Origin of the sequence: [Chlorobium] sp. 445, from assembly GCA_002763895.1 — a bacterium.
Taxonomy (GTDB): Bacteria; Bacteroidota; Chlorobiia; order Chlorobiales; family Thermochlorobacteraceae; genus Thermochlorobacter.
The window spans coordinates 22385-47649 of the sequence record NSLH01000006.1 but is presented as its reverse complement, the minus strand read 5'-3'; the positions used below and the strand labels follow the sequence as shown (position 1 = coordinate 47649).

The window sequence follows — 25265 nt, the reverse complement described above, 5'->3', positions numbered from 1 at the left end:
GAGCGACAGCACAAGTTTTTTAGGCATAAAGTCGTAGTGCAAAGTCGCACCTAAAAAGACGCAGCACAACTGCCTGAGGTCTAAAGCTCTCGCTGTTTGGCTATACTGCAGCATCGTTCGGGTTTTGAATTACAAAGATACATCAGAAACAAGGAACTTAATACTCCGCTGTAAAGCGCAAAAAGCCAAAACTGAATGGACGAGAGATGCCCAGCATAACATGCTGCTCAACTTGGTAACTGTAGCGCAATTCAAACACATAGTTTTTGAGTGGCTCATAGCGTAGCCATGCGCTAAAAACCAAGTCATTGAAGCGCACGCCATCGAGAAATGGAGCGGCACGGCGTAAGGGAATGTCGGGACCGTGTGTGAGGTCAATATCGCCACCGACATTTTTTACAAGCTCACCTTGCTCATCAAAGATATTCTCCCCACGTCGGATTGAGCGAAACTCAAAATTAAGGCGCAAATTTTCCAGTGCGTTGTAAGACAAGCGCAAGTAAAGTTCATCGGCATTCGGTCCAATCGGATGCCCGACAGCGAGCCCATTTGCTGTGAAAGCATTGCGCGGATTGACATGTGAGTAAAAAAACGGACGAATGTAAGTGTACTCGACGACAAGAGACAAATTCTGAATCCAAAAGGCTTCATACCAATAGGCACCGACTTGAAACGCATATTTATCGGTAACAAACTCATTAGGCGAAAAGAATTGGAAAGACAGGGCTTCATCCATCATAAAGGTGCCCTGAAGTTCGAAATTTTTGAAGAAGTGCGTTTGGAGATCAACGAAGATAAGTGAGTTGTCGCGGTCTTGCAGCACATCTTGCTCCAGAAACTTGTAGAAAATAATCGGGTTAAGGTAAGCGATTTCCAAGCCTCTGCCAGAGTAGACCATCACGTCGCCGAATGTGGCAGAAAACCAATTCGGCACGCTGACTTTAAGTTTATGCATAGCAAAAAATTTTGTGAAGCGCTCATCACGGTTGAAACTGAAATTGCCAACGGTCGAGGCATGAACCATAGAGTAGTGAAAAATGCCGTAGTTCGCATTGATTTTGAGGAAATCCAGCACGGGACCATTGCCAGAGACAAGCAAGCGGTTGCCATAGCCGAAGCCATAGCGAATTGGCTCACGACCAATTTGAAAAGCAAGATTAAGGTCTTGTGTCGGTTCGGTATAAAATCGCACATAGCCTTCGCTAAGGGTATAGTTTGGAAATTCTTCAGGCTGAATGTTGCCTTCAATGAGTTTGAAATTGGTGCGCAGGTCAGGGCGGGAGGCAAGCACAAGATCGCGGCTACCAGGGTTCATGCCCTGTGTGAAAGAAAGCATCGTACCGAGTTGACCAAAGAGCGTAACACGAAAGCGAAAGGCGGCGTCATAGATGAATGCCGAAACATTTGGGCGCGGCTCAAAGCGCAGCGCATTGTAGCCTCCAAGCAAAAGTTCCGTGAAAACGCTGGTGCTATCGCGCTTGTAGTAAAAAAAATTTTTCTCTTTGTCCGAAAAAACTTCGGCAACACGCTCACTAAACGGTCTATCGTATTGAATGAAATTGGAAAACGTCGTTTCGTTTTGAAATGACTCGTCAAATGTAATTTGGAAACGACCCAGCAGTCGGCGCTCGATATCGCTCAGTTCATTTTCTTTAGCGGCAATTTCTTTTAAGAGTCGAATAACTTCCAAGCGTGAAAGCGGCAGATTGTCGTCATGAAAAAACGACGTGATTTTTTTGACGCGCATGTCTTTAAGGTATTCATAGATATCAACGGCGTGAAATGTGGCGTTGAGGGGGATATTATCTTGCTGTGCATACAAGAGCGGTGCAAGAAGCAAATATGAGGCAAGGCAAAGCGCAAGGTAGATACAGCGTGAACGATAAGATAAGCTAAAGAGCGTGTGGCGCAACTGGGCGAGCATGAAACAAGGCATGTCAAACGAGTGCGTTACGGCGTATCCTTATAGATTTGAACAACCGCTTGCCCTCGTTCATTGATATAAGCGCGATACATACCTTCGCTATTGAAGGGTAGAGCAATGTTCCCGTTTTTGTCAAGAATGATCATGCCGCCATCGCCGCCAAGTTTGCCTAATTTTTCAATGACAAGTTTGCCTGCTTCAGCGGCAGATAGCCCTTTGTATTCCATGAGTGCCGAGACATCGTAAGCGGCAACTGTACGGATGAAGTACTCGCCCCAACCTGTGGCAGAGACAGCGCATGTGGCGTTGTTTGCGTAAGTCCCCGCGCCGATGATGGGCGAATCGCCGACACGACCGTAGCGTTTGTTCATCATACCGCCTGTCGAAGTACCCGCAGCAAGATTGCCGAACCGATCGAGTGCTACAGCACCAACCGTGCCTTTTTTGTCTGACTTTTTTTCTTGGGCAGATTTTTCGCGCTCTTTTGCGCGCTCGAGCCCTTTCAGCCGCTCAGGCGTGATAAAATAAGATTCTGGCACAAGTTCAAAACCCTGCGATGTGGCGAAAATCTCTGCACCGTCGCCAATGAGCAACACATGCGGTGATTTTTCCATGACGGCACGCGCCAATGAAATTGGGTTCTTGATGCGATGCACAGCAGCAACAGCGCCAGCTGCAAGTGTCTTACCATCCATTATGGCTGCATCAAGTTCCGCTTTGCCATCAGCATTAAGCACGGCGCCTTTACCTGCGTTGAAAAGAGGTGAATCTTCCAAAATTTTAATAGCGGTCTCAACAGCATCTAAAGCAGTGCCACCAGATTGAAGAATTGTATAGCCAGCAAGTAAGGCTTCAGTGAGTTTTTCCTGATAGGCTTTTTCTTTTTCGGGCGGCATATCTTGTTTGCGTATGACACCTGCGCCACCGTGAATGGCAAAAGCAATTTTGTTTGATGTCGGCTGCGCTTCAACGCTAGAGACCATCATGATGAGAGCGAAAAGAAAAGACAAAACACGAGAGAACATGTCAAAGTGCGTTTATCGGATGAAGTGAGACTTTTGGACTGCGCGAACTAAATCGCTGAATAAAGACTTATTGAACCACAAAAATAAAAATCCAACATAAAGTACAAAGAGCAAAACAATCACCACGACAATCAAGGCATTTTTGCGACCCACCATATTTGCACTGACATCAATAGATTTTTCTACAAGTGTGTTCGACCAGCGGCTGAGAAACTCAAAAGCGGGGTAGAAAAGCACCACGACAATCATCATGCCAAGTGCCGTGAGTAAATAGGGATTGATGAATTTATCGAGGCTGGTAACGAGCGTATTAATTGATGTGGTAACTAAATCGATACAAAGCAGGGTGAGAATAATCACGATAGCGCGAAAACGTCGGCGTGTGCGCGCCGCTTTTTGTTGCGGTGTATCAAGGGTTGCTGGCATAATCAAAAAGAAGACGCAATTTCAAGAGATCGTGGGGGCGAATTTACAGCCTTTTGATGAAATTGCGTGTGCGTCGGTGACGACAAGAGCTATTTATGCGCAGAAGTTTGCACTTATTCAAAGGTAAGCGACAGACCGCTTGCATGCCATTGATGTTGCAAACAATACGCCATTTGTGGCACATGCATTGCGCTAACAAAAGCAAGTCTGAAAGCGTCGCAAGGCTTAAGATTTTGGCACAATAGGTGGCTTACCATTCTTATCAAGGTCAAAAACACCACTGTTGAGCGCCATGAGTTGCTGCAGAGTGCGAGACATGCCCTCGACAGAACCATCAAGGAAAATCACATTGCCTTTACCATTTTCAGCGAAATTCTTAACAGCTTCTGTCCACATTGAGAAGAGAATAAAAGAGGCATCGAGATTTGCGGCTTCCATTTCTTTTGCGGCATTTCTCATACCACGTGCAACTTCTTCACGAAAGAGCGCAATACCTTGTCCGCGCAATTGTGCGGCTTGTCGCTCAGCCTCAGCTGCAATTTTAATTGCATTGCCTTCGGCTTCGGCTTGCTTCGTTTTTGTAATGAGCAAGGCTTGACCTTCGTTCTCTGCAGCGGCTTTAAGATTCTTAGAAGCCACAACTTGCGACATAGAGCGCATAATGGCTTCGTCAAATGTGATGTCGTTGATTTGCAGATCAATCAAGTGATAGCCCCACGATTCCAGCGTCGGATCAATTTGCTCTTTGACATAGAGTACAATTTCCGAGCGCAAACCTAGAATCTCAGCTTGACGCTTCTTTGCAACAAAACCGCGTACCGAGCCTTCCACTGTGCGCACCAGTGCCTGCATAAAATTCTGTTCATTGACAAACTTGAAGGCAACATTTTTAATGGTTTCTTCTTGCTGATCAAGCACAGAATAGACAAGCAACGATTTAAAATTCACGTTGGCTTGGTCTTCGGTAATTGCTTGAAATTCTAACTCTACCGAGCGATTCTGAATCGAGATACGTCTTTCAATCTTTTCAAGCAGAGGGAGTTTGAAATTTAGACCAGGGCGCATCACGCGCTTGTATTGCCCAAACTGGGTAACGACGGCAACCGTGCCTTGTTTAACCGTTACAAAGCATTGGAGCAAAATAAAACCGATGAAAAGAAGGGCGAGAATGAGGTAGATGTTCATAGTTACTACTCCTTGTAGATGTAGATTAGATTGTAAGCAAGTCCTGAAAGCTAAGAAAAAGTGTAGTAAGCACAAAAAGGGCATGCATGCCGATATCTATGCCTATTAAGCGCAGGATAGGTAGGTGTCTAAGCGCAGAAAAGAGCAGCAAAGCACGCCAGAGAAGTTCAAAGATGAAAAGAAAAAAGAAGGGCAAACTTAGCGCATTGAGTTGCCTAGCTTGAACAAAGTCGCCGACTGTAAAGCGTCCGATGTCACGCGTCATGCCGCAAAATGGGCAGGGCTTGCCAGTTCGCGCGTGATACCAGCAGGTAGAAATCGCAGCAGGAAAAAACTTTGCAAGTTGCGGAGAAAGCCGCGGGAAGCAAAGCGCATAGAGGCTGAGCGAAAGCAAAACCCAATTTGCGATGCGATACGCTTCACGCATCGTGTGGGGCATTGAACGAGATGAATCCAAAGCGAGGCGGTTCATGGTCATACGACATCTTCTAAGTGTGGCTCACAAGTAAAAAACGCATAGAGCTGGTTTAGTGCCTGCACTAAGATGGTTGGAACGAAGTGCATGAAGTTGCTAATCCAAGCCTAACTGTTGTTTATCCGATACCTTGCCATTTACAAAGCCAATCGTGATGAGTTTGAAGCCATCGGCTTTCCAGAGCAAAGTATAAGCCGGCATCGTGGATTCCATGCCTTCCTTGACAAGTTCTTCCGACATTGAAGTTTTGCCTATAATCGCTTCCACTTCAGCGAGTGTCATACCAGTTTGAATGCGATCGAAATTTGCTTTCGTGATTTTTTCAGGTGCGAGCGCCGTGCGCGCCGTTTGCAGCGTATCGATGCCTTTCTGAATGTCTTTGAACATTTCACTGGCACTGCTGTAACCGGCTTCTTTTGCGGCTTGTTCAAGGCCCCTGCCAAGTAGGACCGTTATCACAACAACCACAACAACAGAAAGGGCGTTAAGACCTGTGCCGACAAAACCCATGACAGGTGAAGCGGCGGCATCGCCGGCAGCCTTAGCATTATTTTTCTGAACGATTTCAACAATGCCTAAGATAAGGCCAACAAGTGCAGGCAGCAGTGCAAACCAGCCTACACAAGGAATCCATGCAATGAGAATGGCAATAATACCGAGGATGAGAGATGCAATACCCACAGGAGCTCGCCTCCTTTTTTGGTTTGGTTTTTGTTTGTTTTTCGACGTTGGAATATAGTGAATTATTCGAGCGAAACTAGAAACTAAATGTTAATTGCTTCACCATAAGCGTCAGCCGCAGCTTCCTTGATGGCTTCAGAAAAAGTCGGGTGTGCATGAACGGTATGGTGAATCCAATCCGCTGTGGCTTCAAGTTTGCGTGCAATGCCAAGCGAGGCAATCATCTCCGTGGCTTCGTAACCAATGATATGGGCGCCTAAAAGGTCACCATATTTAGCATCAAAAATGAGTTTGACCATGCCCTCGGTATGCCCGGCGGCTGTGGCTTTGCCAGAGGCTTTGAAAGGAAAGCGTCCGATTTTGACCTCATAGCCCTGTTCTTTGGCTTGCTTTTCTGTCAGACCAATGTGAGCCACAGAAGGTTGGCAATAGGTGCAAACTGGGATTTCCATCGGGTCGAGCGGTTGAACATCAAGACCGGCGATTTTCTCAACACAGCGAATGCCTTCAGCAGAGGCTTTGTGTGCCAGCAGCATACCGCCTGCTACATCACCAATGGCATAAACCCCTTCTACATTAGTGCGACCAAATTCATCGACTTTAATAAAGCCACGCTCGGTTTTGACGCCAACTTCTTCCAAGCCGAGATTTTCGATATTGCCTGTTAGACCGATAGCGACAAGGCAGTAATCAGAAAGCAGTTCTTTTTGTTTGCCATTGCTATCCGTAACGATGGTTTTGACTTTTTCGCCTTCGACGCATGCCGATTCAACTTTTGCGCTGGTCATGATGGTAATGCCTTGCTTTTTGAAGTCGCGTGTAAGGAGTGTGGCAATTTCTTCATCTTCGTTGGGCAAAATTTGCGGCAGGGCTTCAATGAGTGTAACCTGTGTGCCGACAGCATTGTAGAAATAAGCAAATTCTACACCGATAGCGCCTGCGCCAATAATGGTAAGTGTCTCTGGCTTTTCTGGTAGAATCATGGCTTCATAACTTGTAATGATGCGCTTGCGATCGACAGGGACGGTGGGGATAGAGCGCGCCTTTGTGCCCGTAGCAAGAATCGTGTAAAGCGAACTAATTTTTTCGGTTGAGCCATCGTCAGCTTTGATTTCAATTTCATGTGCAGAAAGCAACTTGCCGAATCCTTTTTTAACCGTGATTTTATTTTTTTTCATAAGGTATTCCACGCCCTTTGCCATTTGCGCAGCGACATCACGGCTGCGTTTAATGATTTGCGCAAAGTCAATGGACATATTCTCAAACTTAATACCGAAAGTGCTGGCATGTTTGAGCGTATTGAGAAGTTCTGCATTTTTGAGGAGTGATTTTGTCGGGATGCAGCCCCAATTCAGACAGACTCCACCGAGCGTAGGCTCTTTTTCAATCACGCAGGTTTTATAGCCAAGTTGTGAGGCTCGGATGGCAGTTTCATATCCGCCAGGTCCTGAACCGATAATTGCAACATCAAAATCGTAATGGTGAGAGGGCTTGTTAATGGCTTGTTTAGACATAGATAATGCGTTAGTTTTATTCGCAAAAAATTGAATGCAGCGCAAGAAAACGAGCTTGTTGTGCTCAAAAATGCACTGACAGACAGCAGCAAATATACGGCTTTTGAAAAAGAGTTAGGTGAAGCTAACGCCGAAGCAAATTCAACATTCAGAGAAATGAGCCAACATCAAATCGGCAACATAATCCCCGAAATACACATTGACGACTATATCTATGACCTGCCAGAAGAGCAAATTGCAACAGCGCCGCTGCCTGAACGTGACCAAAGTAAATTGTTGATGGTGCAAGCAAAAACAGGTGAAATATCGCATCATCATTTTTCTGATTTGCCCGACCTGCTGCCTGCTGAAACATTACTTGTCTTCAACAATTCCAAAGTGATTGCGGCACGATTAGCGCTAAAAAAACAGAGCGGCGGTAAGGTAGAAGTGCTATGTGTAGAGCCAAGTGAGCCAAATTCTGACATTGCTCTGGCACTGCTGGCAAAAGGAGCTGTAAAGTGGAAATGCTTATTGCATGGCAGGAATCTCAAAGCGTTGATGACGCTAAGCACAAGTGTGATGCATCAAGCAAAGCCACTTTTGCTCAAAGCCACGTTAGTCGAGAAGGGAATGGAATCTACGCTGTGCTTTGAATGGCAGCCAAAAGAACTCCCCTTCTTGGAAGTCTTAGAGGCTGTTGGGAAAGCACCACTACCGCCATATCTGAAGCGTGAGCCAACTCGGAGCGACAAGCTGCGCTATCAAACGGTTTATGCAAAAAGTGAAGGATCGGTGGCTGCACCGACAGCAGGACTGCACTTTACGCCAGCGGTACTTGAACGCTTGCGACAAAAGGGCGTGAGTTCAGCAGAGCTGACGCTACATGTTGGCATGGGCACATTTAAGCCTGTTCAACAAAGTAATGTGCAGCATCATGTAATGCACGCAGAGCAAATTAGCGTCCCAAAGCAAACCTTACTGACGCTGCATAATCATATCGAGAAAGGAAAGCCCGTAGTTGCTGTGGGTACAACCTCAATGCGCGTTTTGGAATCGCTTTACTGGTTCGGTGTGAAGTTGCTGCTCAAAGACAATAAAGTGCTGCACAAAAGCATAATGAATGTGGAGCAGTGGGAGGCTTATACTTTAGCATCGCAACTAAGCACGTTGCCAGCAACGGTTCAGGGTTTGGAGGCGGTATTGGAGTGTCTACAAAAACACTCGCTTGATGGGCTCTCTGGCAAGACGCAATTGATAATTGTGCCCGGCTATCGCTACATGATGTGTGATGGCTTAATTACCAACTTTCATCAGCCACGCAGCACACTGATTTTACTGGTGGCGGCATTCTTAGGTGGAGAGCTCTGGAAAAAAGTCTACAACGAGGCTTTGCAGAACGGCTATCGTTTCCTAAGTTACGGAGACTCATCACTGCTTTGGCGATAGCGCACAGCGCAACTCATCAATCGGGGCGAGAAAACTTAAGAAACCCATAACTCCTAACTACAAATGGCAATATCCCACGCAAAAAGCGACTCTCAGCTGAATCATCTGCTAAAGGTGACAAAACTTACACTGTTAGGCGAACTAATCGGCAGTGTGCTGCATGAACTTAATCAGCCTCTGACTGCGATGAGCATTGATGCAGGCTACCTAAAAATGCTAGCAGAAAAGTCGGGCGAAGTAACTGCAGAGATGCTGCACCAAATCGGTGATGATATTGAGAGCGATATTGCACGGTTTCAGAAAATCACTGAACATTTGCGCACTTTTGCTTACGAACGAGAAAAGACCTTGCAGACAAATCTCAAAAGCGCAGTGGAAAACGTGATGGGGCTGATTGGTGAGCAATTTCGTGCACGTGCAATTCGTTGGACATACAACCAAGAAGAGAATTTGCCACTAGTCACAATCGATATAATTGAGCTGGAATATATTCTGCTCAATCTCTTTCTCAATGCACGCAAAGCTATTGAAGTGCGAGAAAGACTTTTCCCAGAAAAACCTTTTCAAAAATATCTGTGTCTAAAAGCATGGTCTAGTTCAGAGGGGATATCGATGCTTGTCAAAGATTCAGGACTAAGTCTTGCGCAGATAAATCTTGATAAACTTGGTCAGCCTTTTGCAACTGCGCAAGTCGAAGACGAGATACTCTATTACAGTCTGTTCCTTGTCTCAGAGATTCTCGAAAAAATTGGGGGCAAGTGGCAAGTGCATGACAATCTTAATGATGAAGGTGTGGGAAATGCCATAGAACTGCTCCTGCCTGCAAGCACATCGACATGAGAAAAGTGTGTAAGTGTAAAGTGTAAGGTGTCAAAAAAAAAGTTGATACTGCTAAGAATATCTCTATGAAACGTGGACAATTACAAGAGGTGCGAAAACAAAATGCTGCTGCAACTCAGAGCAAGCAGGCTGAAAAAACATCTGAGAAAAGCAAGGTGAAAATTTTGCTGGTCGATGATGACCGGCGCATACGCGAGAGTTTTTCGCGTGCATTGACCTTGGCAAACTACCAAGTCTTTACAGCAAAATGTGGCGCAGATGCTATCGCACTCTTCGAAAAAGAACGCCCTGAGATTGTCTTGCTCGATATTCGACTGCCAGATATCGATGGCTTTGATGTGCTAAAAGAAATTCGTGCAAGAGATGAACTGGCAGAAACACTCTTCATCACTGGACACGGTGATATGAACCTTGTAATCAGTGCGATGCGTGCTGGAGCGTCCGATTTTATTCCAAAGCCGCTGCAGCTGGAACATGTCATTGAGCTGATTGGATTAGCGCAAAAGCGGCGTGAAAAGAAATTGAAAGCTGCAGCAGGACTATCTGTGCAAGTAACGCAAGCAAAAAAAGTCGAAGTCAGAGCATTTGGTAATCTGTGGATACGTCTTGGCAAGAAAGTTGTCATGCAGCGCGATTGGCTCTCACCAAAAACACGCGATGTCTTTAAGATACTCCTACTTAATCACCGCAAAATTTCAAGAACGGAGGAATTCTACGAAATTCTCTGGCCAGAAACACGGCGAGAGAGTGCAGAGATTGGACTCTACACAGCTATTTCTGCAATTCGGCGAATGTTTGAGCCTGAACTGGCGTCAGCAAAAGACTCACAATATGTGCTCAATCATAGTGGCGGGTATGAATTACGCTTAGGCACCAGTGAAAGTGATTACGACTATGATGTCGAGCATTTTCTCAAACTGTGCGCACAGAGTCGAAACACAAATAGCGTGGAGCCACTGCGTGTAGCAGTTGAACTCTATACCGATGATTTTCTCAAAGATGATGTCACACTCACGCCTATCGTAGAAGAGCGTGAGCGACTGCAGGAGGTGTATTTCAAAGCGCTCATCACACTGGCTCGCAACGATCTTGCAGCAAACCGCTTAGATGAAGCCCTGTACTACGGTCAGAAAATCACCAAAGCAGATCCACTCTACGAAGCTGGCTACGAGATACAGATTGATGCCTACCTCAGACAAGGTTATGCTGCAAAAGCAAAGCGTATCTTGGAGACATGTCGCACCATATACTTGGAAGAACTTGGTGTGCCCGAGCCACAGCGTTTGTCGCTGCTGTTACAAAGGGGTGGGAAGGCATAAGAGCAATAAAAATAAAAAAATGAAGTTGCGCCCGTAAGCCGAATTCTGTTTCCTTGAACGCTCAAGGAGGCAGCCATTTCTCTGATGCGACTTACCCAGAGACTCCCACCACTGAAGTGGATTGAGCTGGCTACTCTCTTTTCAGCGTGTGCTGAAAAAGCCTCTCTACTTAGTCTTGCATCGGAGAGGTTTGCATAGCTTACCCCATTACTGGAGTAACTGGTGGTCTCTTACACCGCCTTTTCACCCTTACCGCAGATGTGCTGCGGCGGTATGCTTTCTGTTGCACTCTCTGTCGAGACGCGATTGCTCGCGCTCGCCCGAACTTGTGCCCTCGCAGAAGAGAGCCTTGTTCGGCATCCTGCCATGTGATGTTCGGACTTTCCTCAGCAGTAGTATAAACACTGCCGCGGCTGCCACAGCGCAACTTCACACAAAATTTACGAAAGCATAAAAAAGAGTTTCACGAAGAAATTAAATTAACAAAAACAAATATCTTGCACGCCCAGATGTGGCGTGAGCACCTAAACAGATGAATGATATTCATTCTATTCTATGCTAACACAAGCATCTAAACAACAAACAACTCATACTGCTCAAGAAGCAGATACCTCTGTTCAACTCAAGCAGCAGGCAGGAACAGCTACACGCTTGATGTCACTCGATGTCTTTCGTGGGCTCACGATGGTGCTTATGACCGTTGTAAATAATCCGGGCAGTTGGACTTATGTCTATCCACCCCTGCGGCATGCAGAGTGGAATGGCTGGACAATTACCGATCTTGTTTTTCCCTTCTTCATCTTTATTGTCGGAGTAGCAATTCCGTACGCACTATCAAAGTACCGTGAGTCTGAATCACATCAAGCCATTTACCTCAAAATTTTGCGGCGCGCAGCTACACTGTTTCTCCTAGGCTTGATTTTGGCAGGCTTTCCAAGTTTTGACTTGACAACGATTCGCATCATGGGCGTCTTGCAACGTCTGGCACTCTGCTATCTCTTTGCGGCATTGCTGTTTCTGCATACGAACACGAGAACACAGTGTGTCATAGCTGTGCTTTGCCTTGTTGTGTATGAACTCTTGATGCAAATCCCAGTGCCTGATCGAGATACGCTCTTGCAAACCAAGGATGACAATTTTGGAGCATGGCTCGATCGCACCCTCTTTGGGACAGCACATCTGTGGAAAGCAGCTAAGACTTGGGACCCCGAAGGCTTGCTATCGACTATACCTGCGCTAACAAATGCGATTGCAGGCATGATGACAGGCACGCATCTGCGCTCACAGTCTGAGCCACTCGAGAAAGTTGCAGCAATCTTCTTTGCGGGGGCAATCTTGCTAGGCATTGGTGGCGCACTGGATTGGGTCATTCCAATTAACAAAAATATGTGGTCGCCCTCGTATGCTGTGTTTACAACAGGCTATGCACTCGTCGTGCTGGGAATGTGTTACTATGCTATAGACATCAAAGGATGGAAAAAGTGGGCGGAGCCGCTTGTGGTGTTTGGTGTCAATGCGCTGTTGCTCTTTTTCGGCTCAGGTATTTTAGCGCGTGTAATGGGCGGCCTCATCCGTTTTACAGTAAATGATGAACTGCTGTCGCTGCAGCAGTTCATCTACAAACATCTTTTAGCAGTATGGGCGGGGAATATGATCGGGTCATTGCTATACCCACTACTCTTGATTACTGCTTGGTACGTGGTCTTACGTGCGCTGTATAAACGCAACTGGATTTGGAAAGTCTAAGTTTGCACACGCTAAAATCGCCAGCGCACAAAGGCTTCGATGGCTTCATATTCAGCAAGACCCAGCTGGTCGTAAAGCTTAGCCGTATATCGGTTACGGTCTTCTGCGCGTTGCCAAAAACTCGCGGCTGTCTGCACCAGGGAAGCGTGCACTATCTTTTTGCGATTGATGTTTGAAAATAGCGCGCCGTTTGCGCAAAAGCTCATCAGGCTGAGCGGCACTGCCATCTCGATTTCAGCTAAATCCCACTCTTGCCAAGCGCCACGGTAGAGCCAGACATAACAATCCTTCAGCCAATCGTGGTGCTTGAGACGCTCAATGGCTTGAAAGAGTGCATCCAAGCACACACGATGCGTGCCGTGTGGATCAGACAGATCGCCTGCAGCGTAGATTTGATGTGGTTTAACACGCTCCAAGACCTCGATCATAATTTTGATATCATCTTCAGAGAGGGGTTTTTTCTTGATGCGACCAGTTTTGTAGAAAGGTAAATCAAGAAAATAGATGCGTGATTCAGGAACGCCGCAGTACCGACAAGCCGCTTTGGCTTCACCAAGACGAATCAGGGTTTTGATTTTTTGAACAGCTTCGGAGTCAACATCGGTTGGGGCTTTCTTGCGCAGCGAATCAGAGACTTCTTGATAGATTCTCTGGGCGGCTTGACTGTCTTGCAACCCGAAGGCAGCGTTGAAGTCACGCACAAAGTCAGCAAAGCGCAGGGCATCTTCATCAAAAACGGCAATGCTGCCTGAGGTTTGATAGGCAACATGCACTTCGTGTCCTTGATCAACCAAACGAATGAAAGTACCGCCCATGGAAATGACATCATCATCAGGATGTGGGCTAAAAATAAGCACACGCTTAGGGAAGGGTTTGGCACGTTCGGGACGGTTGCTATCGTCAGCATGAGGCTTGCCGCCGGGCCAGCCTGTAATGGTACGCTGCATCTGATTGAAGACATCGATATTGACCGTGTAAGCACTGCCGCGCTCCGTGAGCAAATCGCCCATGCCATGCTCGCGATAGTCTTCATCGGTAAGTTTCAAAATGGGCTTCGCTAATGTTTGCGAAAGCCAGACCACTGCAGCACGCGTGAGCTTTTCCGTCCATTTTACTTCACCAAGCAGCCATGGGGTCTTGATACGGGTAAGCTCTGCAGATGAAGCCGTATCGAGCACAATCGTAACATTAGGATGCTCTTGCAGGAAGGAAGCTGTAACACTTTCAGTTACAGGACCCTCAACGGCTTTGCGAACAATACTTGCTTTACCTTCGCCCCATGCCATCAAGATAATGCGCCGCGCTTGCAGAATAGTGCCGACGCCCATGGTGATAGCTCTGCGTGGGACATTTTCTTCTCCAAAAAAGTCGCTTGCAGCATCCAGACGCGTGATGCGGTCGAGCGTAACAAGGCGCGTGCGGGAGTCTTTCTTTGAGCCCGGCTCATTGAAGCCAATATGACCAGTACGACCAATCCCAAGAATTTGCAGATCAATGCCACCAGCCGCTTGAATCTTGCCTTCATACATCGCGCAGTATTCAGCGACTTTCTCACGCGGTACTGTGCCATCAGGAATGTGAATGTTTTCAGGTAAGATGTCAATATGATCAAAAAGGTACTCGTGCATGAACCTCACATAGCTTTGCAGCGAATCTGGCGACATCGGGTAATACTCGTCGAGATTAAATGTGATGACATTCCTGAACGACAAGCCTTCTTCACGATGCATACGCACAAGTTCTTCATAGACGCTAGTCGGAGTGGAGCCTGTAGCCAAGCCAAGCACTGCAGGCTTGCCCGTACTTGCTTTTTGGCGAATCAGGTCTGCAATTTCCTGCGCAACAGCACGTGAAGCTGATTTCGAGTCGGGATAAATTACCGTAAAGATTTTTTCAAGGCGCCGAGCGTCTTTGCTTGCAAGTGTTGAGTGCTCTGAATCAAGTTTAGGTGCAAGATGTATCATGTTTCAAGAAGCGATTGAGACAAGAAATTTTATGTATGTCCAGGTGCGAAGTTCCAAAGAATTATGATTTTTTCAAATAAGTGTTATTTTCGCGCAAAACACTAAACAAACAAGATGAGCAAAGCAAGTATCTCTAAAGCCATTTTCTGCAGGATCAATAACAAAAACAAGCCAAATCAAGCCTACCAAACTGCGCCCGATGCGCCTTCCAAACTGTACCAGATACGATGTGTGATGTGTCGCCAGCCTTTTAAGCACATTACTTAGTAAATCATAGTAAATCACATCTTCAGTAAGCCACATCATTGGTCTAAAATCAACATGTAACTCCATCATAAAGTATACAAAGGAGAATGCACATGCATTACTACAATAGTCAAGAAAAGTGTCGAGTCTTTGCTCGACGCTGGAGCAGATTTCTCACCAGCTTGTGTCTTGTTGCACTATTGCTTTACCCCATAGCAACATCGGCGCAACAGTTGCGCTACAGCATTAGCGGCAAGGTGCTCGAGAGTGCTACGCGTCAACCAATTGCAGGGGCAACCGTGCGCATTGAGAACACGGTGCTGGGCGTGCCAACAGATCGTGACGGTAACTTCAGCTTGACAGCGAGCTTACAGCCGGGCAATTATGTTCTGAGTGTCAGCTACATTGGGTTTAAGCGCAAACAGGTTCGCTTTACGCTTGGCGACAATAGTCAAGTCAAACTCGATGATATTTTGCTCGATGAAGATGCAGCACGTGCAGAAGAAGTAGTGGTAACAGGTGCATCCGTACTGACAAGTAAGAAAGAACTCGGCAATGCAATTTCCACAGTAACAGCTAAAGAACTTCAGAACGGGGCAGCGCAGCAAATTGATCAAGCCTTGCAAGGCAAAATTCCGGGGGCAATGATTAACCAAAATTCAGGAAACCCGGGCGGCAGTATCTCGATCCAACTGCGTGGCGCAAATACCATCTTGGGAAATACTGAACCCCTCTATATCGTTGATGGGGTCATCGTCAACAACGACCGCAACGTGCTCTTAAACTTGGGCGGATACGCACAAAATCGCTTGGTAGATTTGAACCCAAACGACATTGAGCGTATTGAGGTGGTCAAAGGCGCAGCAGCCGCAGCGATTTACGGCTCACGTGCTAACAATGGTGTGATTCAAATTTTTACGAAACGCGGCTCTGCAGGCGACCCCAAAATCGAATACAGCACTCGATTTAACTTTGATCAAGTGCGCAAACGCTTACCGATTAACGACTATCCTTTTCTTGACCCAGTAGGCACCCCAAACCAGCGACCAACACAGCGCTTCGATTATCAAGACTTTTCTTTCAAAATGCTTATGGTACGGAGCAATATCTCTCCGTGTCAGGTGGGACGGGCAACACAAACTACTTTATTTCAGGCTCGTATCTGGGCAATCAAGGCATTATCAAAGGTACGGCAATTCAACGCACCAGTGTGCGTGGCAACCTTGACCAAGTTCTCAACAGTTGGGCACGTGTCTCACTGAATCTCAACTACAACTATACTGAAACACAAGACAAAGCAAATAACGCCACATCAGCTAACGATGGTGTACTCACTGGCTTCGTGGTTGGCAATACTGCAATTGATCCACGACCGAATGCGTTAGGTGAATATCCGAGTACACGCAGCGCAACAGGCATTGCACTTGCAAACCCACTTGAAGTGATCGATCGCTTCCGCTACACACAAGCTACAAATCGGTTCGTGGGCAGTGCGCGGCTCGATATTGCACCCTTTGAAGGATTCGGTGCTGATGCCACGTTTGGCTATGACACCTACACACAAAACGGCATAATTTCTATTCCGCCCGGAAATACATCATTTGACTTTCGCAATGGCTTTCAGCGCTTTGCCACACAAAGCGTACGACAGGTCAATATCGATATCAATGCGCGCTATTCACGCGACTTGACGGATGGGCTAAGATCCACAACGCTTATCGGTGGCACGATGCAATACGATGAGACTGATATTCTCGGCTCACAGACAATCAATACTACACCGAATGTGGAAATTGTCGGTGGAGGCGTAACGACAATAGCAAGTGAGACGCGCGACTTGGTGCGTACGATTTATGGCGCCTTTATTCAGCAGACCTTTGGGCTCTACGACCGCTTCTTTCTCTCAGGGGCAGTGCGCATGGATGCCTCATCGGTCTTTGGCAAAGATGAACGCTTCCAATTCTTCCCGAAAGTCAGTGCCTCATATGTGCTCTCTGAAGAATCATTCTGGAAAGAGTCAGAGCTTGCAAAGACCATTAACAACTTAAAATTGCGTGCGGCACTGGGCTTTTCTGGCGGACTGACTGTGATTGGCGCCTTTGATCGCTTCACAAACTATGCGGCAAGTAACTATGATGGCAAAGCAGCTATTCTGCCTAGTGCGTTGCTTGGATCGCCAACAATTCGACCTGAACGTCAGCGCGAAATCGAAGTCGGTGTCGATGCCACCTTTCTCAATGATCGCATCGGCATTGAAATCACGTACTACGACAAATTGCTGACCGACTTGCTTATTCGGCGCAATGTCGCTGCCTCAACAGGATTCAGTCAGCAACTCGATAATGTCGGCACGGTCTCTAATCGTGGCTTAGAAGTCTTGCTGCGTACAACGCCAGTGCAAACCAATGACTTGCGTTGGGATGCTACTGTGAATTTCTTTTTCAATCGCAATGAAGTGATCGATACCAAAGGTGGCATTATTGCGCTGGGCGTCTATGGCTTTGCTTCAGCCATCAACGGCTACCCACTTGGTGTCTTTTATGCCAGTGCCTATAAGCGCGATGAAAACGGCAACATTCAGTATAGCCCTGATGGCGTACCGCTGCGACAACTCAATCCAAATGGTTCGGTGCAAAACAAAGTTATTGGCGATCCTAATCCAGACTGGCAAGCCACAGTCATCAATGAAATTTCGTGGCGCGAATTTTCACTGCGCTTGCAGATTGATATTCTGCAAGGACGACAGGTGCTAAACTTCACCAACCGCAATGGTGAGCAAAATCAAGTGCTTGCAGGTTACCGTGATGTACTGGAGGGAAGAAAGGCTCCAGGGTACTACACTAATCCACGCTTTGCCACAGAGCCAGAAAATCCGGGGGTCTTTCGCATCATTGAGCATTGGGTAGAGGATGGCTCTTATGTCAAAGTGCGCGAAGCCTCACTGTTTTACAACTTCAGCAATTTCTTCGGCATCCGAAGCGGACAAATTGGCATAATCGGACGCAACCTCTTTTCATTTGACCGCTACAATGGCTACGACCCTGAACTGAACGCCTTTGCGCGTCAGGGTGTGCCAACTGGCGCAGACGATACCGAAACGCCAATTCCACGCAGCATCTCTGTTGCGCTTCGCATCAACTTCTAACAAGATGAACGGAGGAATTCAAAACATGACATACACCTATTCAAAGTCTAAAAAAACATCGGCGCTTCTAATTGCACTGCTCAGTGCGACACTCTGTGCCGGCATGCTGACAAGCTGCACGCTCGATCCAGTTAATCCAAACGCTGTAACTGAAGACAAAGCCCTGACAACGCGTGATGGCATTTTCAACTTAACGGTAGGATTGCAACGCTTCTTTGCCGTTGATGTCATGTCTGCAATTATTCGTACGCCGGGCACAACTAGCCGTGAGCTGGCTGTTACGCGCACATTTATCAATCTGACCGACCTTGAAGCAGGCGGACAAGGCTTGTCAAATGAAAACACCGAGATTTTGGTACTCTTTCAGAACCTGTCGCGTGCACTTGAAATCAGCAATCAGCTTATTCAAGCTGCGCCTAGTGTAACAGCGATTCCTGACAGCACGCGCAATGGAATTTTAGCAATTGCGCATTTGCACAAAGCCATGGCGCTGAGTTATTTCATCCAGTATTTTGAGCAAGTGCCGATTGAAACAGATCGGCGTGAGCGCGCTGTGTTTGCGCCTCGTGCGCAGGTCTTAGCGGCAGCTCTGCGCTCACTTGATGAAGCAGAACAACTCTTTGCACGAGGCAATACTGCGCAACTGCGTGCTTCTGTGCTAAGTTCAGGAATCAATATGCTAAACACAATTCGCGCCTTTAGGGCACGCTGCCACCTGATGGCGGGTAATTTTCAAGCTGCCATTGATGCTGCAAACAGCGTTGATCTCTCAGTACAGTCCAGATTTGTGTATGATGCCGTCAATCCGCAGAATATAATGTGGCTCAATATCTTAACGCTGGGCGCAGGTGCCAATACCGCCGCAACATCGTATGCTTGCCGAGATAGCCTTGGCTTGCCTGCACAGTTCTATGAAGTGGCGGACAGTACCCGGCGCAACTTCTTCTTAGGTGCAACACGGCGTGCTCCAGCCGTAGGAGCTGCTGTACCTCAATTTTTTCACCGCAATCACTTAGGCTTTGGCGCCGTCAATAATGCCGCCATACCGATTTATCGCCCAATTGAGATGATTCTCATTCGCGCTGAAGCCAACGTGCGGCTCGGAAGACTTGCTGATGCGGTCGCAGACATCAACCGCGTGCGTCAAAAGACAGGGCTTGGTAATATCGCATTCAACATTGGAGCCAATCCAACACCCTACACTGGAGCACAAACTGAGCGCGCACTGCTTGACGAAATCTACAAGCAGCGCTGCATTGAACTCTATCTCTCAGGGTTGCGCATGGAAGATGCGCGTCGTTTGGGCATTCCTGGACCGCAGCCCGGTCAGCCAATTTCTGGGACAACACGTACGCGCAACTATTATCCTTATCCACGGCGCGAGCGCGATAACAATCCCAACACACCCCCTGACCCAACGATTTGATAAAGCTCAAGCGTAGTATGCTCTCGAAGCCCGCAATATCGCGGGCTTTTGTACTTTGTATATTTTAGCAACAATAAGGCGCACAAAAGACAGCAAAAGCCCTATGTCGAGAATTGTAATAGGAAACGGTTTGAGTAATTTTGTTTGTTGCTCTTGAAACTTTTAGTCAACTTTAAGCAGAATACATCTATGCACAGGTTTGAACGCTCTATTGAAATCGAAGCTCCAATTGAAAAAGTGTTTCATTTCCATGATGATCCTCAAAACTTGCTTCGGATTACGCCGAAAGATGTCAAAGTAGAATTGCTAAAAGCCACTGCAGCAGGCAAAGGGCAGCAAGTCAGTATTGTAGTTACACAGTTCGGATTTTTCAAAAGCCACTGGGATGTAGAAATCACTGAATATGAACCGCCGCACCGCATGGTTGATGTGGCAAAGCATAGCCCATTTCGTAAGTGGCGACAAGAACGACGCTTCGAGAAACTCGATGAGCAGCGCACACGAATGACTGATTACGTGGAATATGAGGTGCCAGTAGAATCCATTACCGATCTTTTTGCAAGACGCTTCATTGAAAAAGAAATAGAAAAGATGTTTAAGCATCGTCAAGAGATGACAAAAGAGCTGATTGAAGAGCGTGAGCGAGCCACGGCCCCTGCAACAATTTCTTAACATAAAAAACTTGAACTCTCAACCCGACTCGAGTTAAATTTCTACAAAAACTTATCGCGCAAAAAGTATGTCTGAATCGCAAGAAAGAGGTGGGCTAACTCCGCAAGAATGGAAAGATTTGCAGATGCAAATCGCAGAACTCTTCGACATTACCCTGCGCTATGCTGAGATTGTTGCTAAAGAAAGTGATAAAGTCTGGGATAGAGATCGACCGAAGTTTGTGAAATCAAAAGAAAACTCTGTCGACGAAGCGCTCGCTGAATATCAAAAACGCTTGCGTGAGTTCGAAGATGAACGACAGAAAGCCTACGAAAAAAATTATAGCCGCATCAAAGCCGATAGTTTTGATCGTGTCGTAAAAATTGAAAAGTATGTCGAGCGGCTTGCGGCAGCTGTTGGGGTCAATTTCTCTGTCGGTCTCGACCGAAAAAAATAAACTCTTCAAAGCCTAAGCGCTGTAGAAAGGTGCATGGCTTTTACTTTGCTCCCTACTTGACGCAAACCATATTGCAACTGCAAAAGACAGCCGGGATTAGCGGTTGCAACAATCTCTGCCCCTGTTGCAGCAATAGCACGAATTTTTTTCTCCAACAATTGCTCCGAAAAGTGAGGCTGCAAGAGATTGTAAATCCCGGCGCTGCCGCAGCACTCTGGCGAGTTAAGTTCAATCACCTGAGCAAACTTGCGCCGAAGCAACTCGCGTGGCTCGCGGCGAATCCTTTGACCATGCTCCAAATGGCAGGCATCTTGATAGGTAACTTTCATTGCAATTTTCTTCGGCTGAAAATCGCGTGCCAGCAGAACTTCAGACAAATCACGCACGCGCTGTGAAAACGCACTTGCCTCGGCGTGCTCAGGTTCATCAGGCAAGAAAAGGTCAGTGTAATGTTTCATCATTGCACCACACCCTGCAGAATTAACTACAATCAGTTCCGTACCAGCAAATGCGCGCAGGTTCTCACGAGCTAAGGCTTTGGCTTCTTTGAGAAAACCATTATGCGCATTTAGTGCACCACAACACACTTGCATTGCTGGCACAACAACATCCAAACCTACACTTTGCAAAAGCGCAACCGTCTCCCAGTGCACATCAGCAAAGGCGGTGTTCATAATGCAGCCTGAAAGAAAAAGCACACGCTCTTGCACTGAAGATGTAGGATTGAGGTAAGTATCATCAAAAAACTTGTGCGAAAACGTGGGTGCAAGTTGGTAGAGTCGCCGCAATGACTTTGGCAGAAGCAGCGCTAAAGGTAAGCGTTGAGAGAGCGAAAGCAAACGAGAGACGCGTTTGAAAAAGTCTCGGGCTAGTGAAAAGCCTTGTCATGGCAAAAGAAAGCAATCGCGTGGTAAGTGAGGGGCGTTGAGCGTGTTGCTCAACCACCAGCGTCTTTGCGGACTCAAAAATTTTTCATACTCTACACCAGCAGGACATGCGGTTTGACAAGCAAGGCAGCCCAAGCATGTATTGACCGAATCCGAGATGTCCGATAGCGCTTCTTCAGAAGAAAGGGTGCCTTCGAAGAGCGCTCGTGTAAGTTGAATGCGTCCGCGTGGCGAATAACGCTCAAGTTCAGTGAGAGCGTAAGTCGGGCAGTGCGGCAAACAAAACCCACATTGCATGCAGTTCAAAAGCATCTCATCCGTAACAAGCGGCAACGCAACGGATAGAGGAGTTGAGGCTTGGGCATCGGCTTTTTCTGCGTGTGAGTTTGAGTCGAGTGTGATAGCAGGCTGAGCGTGTGTGTCGGGCATATCGGAACAAAAGTTTAGTAATACTGAGAAGTAGACTGACAACAAAAAAAGTGAGGCTAAGCCGTTTTTAGGTGCTGCATGTGAGACAAGTGCAAGAAGTTGTAGTATGTTGAAAAAGTATGCGCTCACAACCTTGTTGCTGGTGCAAGCGCACACGCAATGCGTAAGCTATTTTCAGAGCTTTTCTAAAATGAACTGTGTCATCAATTGATGTAGATGAAAGCGCGCTGGTCCACGAATGCCATGATATTGCTCAGGGTAGAACATCGCTTGGAAAGGCTTGCCGAGTTCTTGCAGTTTCTTTGCAAGAGCAGTAGAGTTCTGGAAATGCACATTGTCATCCAGTGTGCCATGAATTAAGAGAAAATTGCCTTTAAGTCGATCGGCGTAGGTTAAAGGCGCAGAAATTTCATAGCCTTTCGGATTGCGCTGCGGGGTATCCATGTAACGCTCGGTGTAAATCGTGTCGTAAAATTTCCAGTGCGTAACGGGGGCGCCAGCAATACCTGCCTTGAAGACTTGCTCTGCGAGCGAATTGCCATAGGTCATACACATCGACGCCATATAACCGCCATAACTCCATCCATAAATGCCGATGCGGCTTTTATCGACAAACGCAAGTGAAGCAAGAAACTTTGCGCCAGAGACTTGATCTTCTGTTTCAGCAATGCCCAACTTTTTGTAAGTGAGTTTCTTAAAAGCAGCACCACGAAAACCTGTACCGCGGTTGTCGACACTAAAGACCAAGTATCCTTGTTGCGTCAGATAGTGATACCAAAGGTTAATGGCGCCCCATGCGTTGCGCACGGTTTGTGAGCCAGGACCGCCATAGACATGCATGAGTACGGGATATTTTTTGGTTGAGTCAAAGTCTGCAGGCACAAGTAGCCATGCATTGAGTTCGACTCCACTAGCATTTTTGAATGTAAGAAACTGCGCTTTGCCCATGCGATATTCAGAGAGGGTTTTTTCCAAAGCCGCATTGTTTTCCAATTCACGCACAAGTGAGCCATCTTTTTTGCGTAGGTAAAACTTCGGTGGTGTGCTGACGCTTGAATAGGTGTGGTAGTAAAGTGAGCCATCGGGAGAAAACTCGGCGCTATGCGTGCCGGGCTCTGAAGTAAGTTTCTGCATCTGTGAGCCATCGAACTTCACCGAATAAAGATGACGCTCTAAGGGACTGTCTTTTGCGGAAGTAAAATACAGCGTTTGGTTGGGCTCATCAACATAGAGCAGTGCATCATCATCAAAATCGCCTCTGGTAAGTTGGGCTTTGAGCACGCCATCGTAGCCGTAAAGATAAAAGTGCTGATAGCCATCACGGTCAGAGCTCCAAATGAACGCATCTGAATTTTTGAGAAAGTAATAGCCATTATTTTCTACTTCTACCCATGCATCGCTGCGCTCGGTAAGCACAAGTCGTGAGCTTTTTTGCTCAAGGTCGTAGAAGAAAAGTTCTAACACATTTTGCTGACGATTCAGACGCTGGTAAGCAAGGCGCTTTGAGTCGGGTAGCCAGTCAAGGCGTGGGATGTAGATGTCAGTGTTTTCAGCAAGGTCAATAAAGACAGGCTGCGGTCGGCGGCTGTCGACGCTTACGACACCGATTTTCACTAGCGAGTTTTTATCACCAGCTTTGGGGTAGCGGTATTCAAGAAACGAAAGATAGAGTGAATCATACTGAGTGATTTTGAACTCGGGCACTTGACTTTGGTCAAGGCGCCAAAACGCAATGTGCTTTGAGTCCGGTGACCACTGCCAGCCATCAATGATGGAAAATTCTTCTTCGTAGACCCAATCAAAGACACCGTTAAGGATATTAGCGTTGCCGTCGCGTGTCAGTTGAGTTTCTCTGCCAGTCGCAATGTCGTAGACGAAAAGGTTTTTATTGCGTACATAACCCACCTTTTTACCATCGGGTGAGAGTTTGACGATTTCATAATCGCCTTTGATGCGCGAGAGTTTTGTAACGAGGTTAGTTTTGCGGCTATAGAGATAGACCTCACCACCGGTTTTGAGTCGTCGTGCTGGAAGTGCGCCTGTCAGCAAAATGTGCTCTTTGTCGCTGCTAATTTCAAAGTGCGCAAAGTCAATTGGTCGACCGAGAAATTTCAAGTCTTCGCTACGAGCAAGCACTTCCTTTTCACCACTGAGCGCATTGACAAGGACGATGCTGACGGTCTTTGTAGCCTCATCAGCTTCGATTGCCGCATAGGTTGTACCGCTAAACCAATTGAAGCCTTGCACAAAGCGCGGCAAAAGTTTGCGCGATTTGAAAATTTCCTCAAGCGTAAAAGATTTTTCTTGTGCAAAACTGTGGGTAGAGATCCAAAGGAAAATGAGCGAAAAAACAAGACGCATCATGGTTGTAATTGAGTTGATTGCTCAGATGTGTGTTGAAAAGTGTTTGAGAACAGTGTCTGCCATTCCTTACTGGAAAGATACGATTTTGGGTTCAGCGTAGTGGGCACTTTCTGTGTCAGTGCTGCGCGTTCAGCTTGTGAAGGGTGCGTGGAAAGCACCGCAGGAATTTCAAAACTGCTGCTGCCGATGCGCTCAAGCAAGCGTGGCAAGGCTTGTACATCGAGACCAGCCTTGTGTAGAATATGCAGTGCAAACTCATCGGCTTCAAGTTCTTCGTGGCGGCTGTAGGAGAGATCGAGCAAAGTCGAGCTTTGACTGAGCAAGATGCCAGACAGTCCTTGCATGTCGCCAAACAAGAGTAAAAATGTAGCACTAAGCAGGGCGTTGCGGAGCAATCTTTTAGAGCCGTGTCGCAGTGCCACATGCCCGGCTTCATGTGCAAGTAAGCCAAAAAACTCGCTTTCAGTTTGAATAGAATCCATGATGCCACGGTAGAGCACGATGTAGCCACCGGGCAGGGCAAAGGCGTTTTTAACTTCTTTATTTTCTACAATCATAACATTGAGATGCAGTGCGCTATCGCCATGCCAGGTGCGTATGAGCTGGGCGCATTTTTGAAGTGTTGCCTTAACGGCAGAGTCTGTCGCAAGGCGCTGCGTGCGCAGAAAATCGGCAAGAGCCGCTTCGCCCATGGCACGTTCAAGTTCAGGCGGGACATGAGCAGCAGAGTACGAGACCAGTGCATTGAGTCCGACCGTGAAAAAGAATATCCCCAAGATAGACAGCACGCCAAAAAAAATTAGGGCACGCAAATAAAACGGTGTCTTAAAGTCAGGGCTTGCCTTGAAGAACCCATGTTGCTCAAGTGCAGCAATACCGGCGCGATCAGATAGCATGATAACGCCATCAGGAAGCAGTGCTGATGTAATTTTGACAAATGCCGTGTTAGGTTGCTCCGTTACTTGAAATGCACCAGCTAGCAACTCTAAACTTGAAGTAGTGTCTTCAATGCGCAAGCCACTTGGTGCGATATGCAGCACAATGGGCTCAGGTGTTGAAGCGTTTTTACGAAAGAGTTGTGCTGCGCCTTGCCAAGTCAAAGAGGTTTCAGTTGTCATGTGCGAGCATCATCT

Annotated in this window: 20 protein-coding genes, 1 other RNA gene and 1 pseudogene; 9 read left to right on the top strand and 13 right to left on the bottom strand. The window is 47.0% G+C overall.

Going from position 1 to position 25265, the window contains the following annotated elements; all coding sequences use genetic code 11:
• Nucleotides 1-157: 157 nt before the first annotated feature.
• From CMR00_03840 to lpdA, 7 genes are all read right to left on the bottom strand, one after another.
• The gene (locus CMR00_03840; protein PIO48616.1) at nucleotides 158-1936 is read right to left on the bottom strand and encodes a hypothetical protein; all 1779 of its coding nucleotides are present in this window, start codon (nucleotides 1934-1936) and stop codon (nucleotides 158-160) included.
• A gap of 14 nt (nucleotides 1937-1950) precedes the next feature.
• Nucleotides 1951-2949: a beta-aspartyl-peptidase gene (locus CMR00_03835; GenBank protein PIO48615.1), complete on the bottom strand. Its 999-nt coding sequence runs from the start codon at nucleotides 2947-2949 to the stop codon at nucleotides 1951-1953.
• A 12-nt stretch (nucleotides 2950-2961) separates the two neighbouring features.
• Nucleotides 2962-3375 (bottom strand): hypothetical protein, encoded by a 414-nt coding sequence (locus CMR00_03830; protein PIO48614.1) that lies wholly within the window; start codon nucleotides 3373-3375, stop codon nucleotides 2962-2964.
• 225 nt (nucleotides 3376-3600) lie between these two features.
• Nucleotides 3601-4560, bottom strand: a complete 960-nt coding sequence (locus CMR00_03825; GenBank protein ID PIO48613.1) for a protease — start codon at nucleotides 4558-4560, stop codon at nucleotides 3601-3603.
• A gap of 25 nt (nucleotides 4561-4585) precedes the next feature.
• Nucleotides 4586-5038, bottom strand: a complete 453-nt coding sequence (locus CMR00_03820; protein PIO48612.1) for a hypothetical protein — start codon at nucleotides 5036-5038, stop codon at nucleotides 4586-4588.
• Between the two features lie 93 nt (nucleotides 5039-5131).
• On the bottom strand, nucleotides 5132-5716 hold the full coding sequence (locus tag CMR00_03815; GenBank protein PIO48611.1) for a hypothetical protein: 585 nt from the start codon (nucleotides 5714-5716) through the stop codon (nucleotides 5132-5134).
• Nucleotides 5717-5799: 83 nt separating this feature from the next.
• Nucleotides 5800-7230 (bottom strand): dihydrolipoyl dehydrogenase, encoded by a 1431-nt coding sequence (gene lpdA / locus CMR00_03810; GenBank protein PIO48610.1) that lies wholly within the window; start codon nucleotides 7228-7230, stop codon nucleotides 5800-5802.
• 156 nt (nucleotides 7231-7386) lie between these two features.
• On the opposite strand from lpdA, the gene CMR00_03805 reads away from it, so the two are divergent.
• The 3 genes from CMR00_03805 (at nucleotide 7387) to CMR00_03795 (ending at nucleotide 10817) form a co-directional block, all read left to right on the top strand.
• Nucleotides 7387-8658 (top strand): S-adenosylmethionine tRNA ribosyltransferase, encoded by a 1272-nt coding sequence (locus CMR00_03805; protein PIO48665.1) that lies wholly within the window; start codon nucleotides 7387-7389, stop codon nucleotides 8656-8658.
• 63 nt (nucleotides 8659-8721) lie between these two features.
• A complete protein-coding gene (locus CMR00_03800) occupies nucleotides 8722-9498 on the top strand; it encodes a hypothetical protein (protein ID PIO48609.1) in 777 nt (258 codons plus the stop codon).
• A 65-nt stretch (nucleotides 9499-9563) separates the two neighbouring features.
• Nucleotides 9564-10817: a hypothetical protein gene (locus CMR00_03795; GenBank protein PIO48608.1), complete on the top strand. Its 1254-nt coding sequence runs from the start codon at nucleotides 9564-9566 to the stop codon at nucleotides 10815-10817.
• Between the two features lie 18 nt (nucleotides 10818-10835).
• Here the strand turns inward: CMR00_03795 and rnpB are convergent.
• An RNA gene (rnpB, locus tag CMR00_03790) (RNase P RNA component class A) lies at nucleotides 10836-11247 on the bottom strand.
• Between the two features lie 125 nt (nucleotides 11248-11372).
• Between rnpB and CMR00_03785 the strand changes: the two genes are divergently transcribed.
• The gene (locus CMR00_03785) at nucleotides 11373-12563 is read left to right on the top strand and encodes a DUF5009 domain-containing protein (protein ID PIO48607.1); all 1191 of its coding nucleotides are present in this window, start codon (nucleotides 11373-11375) and stop codon (nucleotides 12561-12563) included.
• An 11-nt stretch (nucleotides 12564-12574) separates the two neighbouring features.
• Here the strand turns inward: CMR00_03785 and nagB are convergent.
• A pseudogene (gene nagB / locus CMR00_03780) lies at nucleotides 12575-14527 on the bottom strand (glucosamine-6-phosphate deaminase).
• A 353-nt stretch (nucleotides 14528-14880) separates the two neighbouring features.
• On the opposite strand from nagB, the gene CMR00_03775 reads away from it, so the two are divergent.
• The 5 genes from CMR00_03775 to CMR00_03755 all read left to right on the top strand — a co-directional run bounded on the left by CMR00_03775 (nucleotide 14881) and on the right by CMR00_03755 (nucleotide 20452).
• Nucleotides 14881-16035, top strand: coding sequence for a hypothetical protein (locus tag CMR00_03775; GenBank protein PIO48606.1), 1155 nt, complete (start codon nucleotides 14881-14883; stop codon nucleotides 16033-16035).
• Complete coding sequence (locus CMR00_03770) at nucleotides 15984-17918, top strand: hypothetical protein (GenBank protein ID PIO48605.1); 1935 nt, start codon at nucleotides 15984-15986, stop codon at nucleotides 17916-17918. The genes CMR00_03775 and CMR00_03770 overlap by 52 nt, the downstream gene beginning before the upstream one ends.
• A gap of 4 nt (nucleotides 17919-17922) precedes the next feature.
• A complete protein-coding gene (locus tag CMR00_03765) occupies nucleotides 17923-19344 on the top strand; it encodes a hypothetical protein (GenBank protein ID PIO48604.1) in 1422 nt (473 codons plus the stop codon).
• A gap of 189 nt (nucleotides 19345-19533) precedes the next feature.
• Nucleotides 19534-20016, top strand: a complete 483-nt coding sequence (locus CMR00_03760; protein ID PIO48603.1) for a hypothetical protein — start codon at nucleotides 19534-19536, stop codon at nucleotides 20014-20016.
• Nucleotides 20017-20083: 67 nt separating this feature from the next.
• The gene (locus CMR00_03755) at nucleotides 20084-20452 is read left to right on the top strand and encodes a hypothetical protein (protein ID PIO48602.1); all 369 of its coding nucleotides are present in this window, start codon (nucleotides 20084-20086) and stop codon (nucleotides 20450-20452) included.
• 5 nt (nucleotides 20453-20457) lie between these two features.
• Here CMR00_03755 and CMR00_03750 read toward each other — a convergent pair whose 3' ends face one another.
• From CMR00_03750 to CMR00_03735, 4 genes are read right to left on the bottom strand one after another with little or no spacing between them, the layout of a single operon-like run.
• A complete protein-coding gene (locus CMR00_03750) occupies nucleotides 20458-21291 on the bottom strand; it encodes a hypothetical protein (GenBank protein ID PIO48601.1) in 834 nt (277 codons plus the stop codon).
• Between the two features lie 45 nt (nucleotides 21292-21336).
• The gene (locus tag CMR00_03745) at nucleotides 21337-21897 is read right to left on the bottom strand and encodes a hypothetical protein (GenBank protein ID PIO48600.1); all 561 of its coding nucleotides are present in this window, start codon (nucleotides 21895-21897) and stop codon (nucleotides 21337-21339) included.
• Between the two features lie 45 nt (nucleotides 21898-21942).
• On the bottom strand, nucleotides 21943-24132 hold the full coding sequence (locus CMR00_03740) for a S9 family peptidase (GenBank protein PIO48599.1): 2190 nt from the start codon (nucleotides 24130-24132) through the stop codon (nucleotides 21943-21945).
• The gene (locus tag CMR00_03735) at nucleotides 24129-25250 is read right to left on the bottom strand and encodes a hypothetical protein (GenBank protein ID PIO48598.1); all 1122 of its coding nucleotides are present in this window, start codon (nucleotides 25248-25250) and stop codon (nucleotides 24129-24131) included. Before CMR00_03735 ends, CMR00_03740 begins: the two co-directional genes overlap by 4 nt.
• Nucleotides 25251-25265: the final 15 nt, after the last annotated feature.

Excerpts from the sequence above, each read along its gene's own strand:
- CMR00_03835 (PIO48615.1), bottom strand. The coding sequence starts at position 2,949 with ATGTTCTCTCGTGTTTTGTCTTTTCTTTTCGCTCTCATCATGATGGTC.
- CMR00_03755 (PIO48602.1), top strand. The coding sequence starts at position 20,084 with ATGTCTGAATCGCAAGAAAGAGGTGGGCTAACTCCGCAAGAATGGAAA.
- CMR00_03740 (PIO48599.1), bottom strand. The coding sequence starts at position 24,132 with ATGATGCGTCTTGTTTTTTCGCTCATTTTCCTTTGGATCTCTACCCAC.
- CMR00_03795 (PIO48608.1), top strand. The coding sequence starts at position 9,564 with ATGAAACGTGGACAATTACAAGAGGTGCGAAAACAAAATGCTGCTGCA.
- CMR00_03775 (PIO48606.1), top strand. The coding sequence starts at position 14,881 with ATGCACATGCATTACTACAATAGTCAAGAAAAGTGTCGAGTCTTTGCT.
- CMR00_03820 (PIO48612.1), bottom strand. The coding sequence starts at position 5,038 with ATGACCATGAACCGCCTCGCTTTGGATTCATCTCGTTCAATGCCCCAC.
- CMR00_03765 (PIO48604.1), top strand. The coding sequence starts at position 17,923 with ATGAACGGAGGAATTCAAAACATGACATACACCTATTCAAAGTCTAAA.
- CMR00_03840 (PIO48616.1), bottom strand. The coding sequence starts at position 1,936 with ATGCCTTGTTTCATGCTCGCCCAGTTGCGCCACACGCTCTTTAGCTTA.
- CMR00_03760 (PIO48603.1), top strand. The coding sequence starts at position 19,534 with ATGCACAGGTTTGAACGCTCTATTGAAATCGAAGCTCCAATTGAAAAA.
- CMR00_03785 (PIO48607.1), top strand. The coding sequence starts at position 11,373 with ATGCTAACACAAGCATCTAAACAACAAACAACTCATACTGCTCAAGAA.
- CMR00_03830 (PIO48614.1), bottom strand. The coding sequence starts at position 3,375 with ATGCCAGCAACCCTTGATACACCGCAACAAAAAGCGGCGCGCACACGC.
- CMR00_03735 (PIO48598.1), bottom strand. The coding sequence starts at position 25,250 with ATGACAACTGAAACCTCTTTGACTTGGCAAGGCGCAGCACAACTCTTT.
- lpdA (PIO48610.1), bottom strand. The coding sequence starts at position 7,230 with ATGTCTAAACAAGCCATTAACAAGCCCTCTCACCATTACGATTTTGAT.
- CMR00_03805 (PIO48665.1), top strand. The coding sequence starts at position 7,387 with ATGAGCCAACATCAAATCGGCAACATAATCCCCGAAATACACATTGAC.
- CMR00_03800 (PIO48609.1), top strand. The coding sequence starts at position 8,722 with ATGGCAATATCCCACGCAAAAAGCGACTCTCAGCTGAATCATCTGCTA.
- CMR00_03825 (PIO48613.1), bottom strand. The coding sequence starts at position 4,560 with ATGAACATCTACCTCATTCTCGCCCTTCTTTTCATCGGTTTTATTTTG.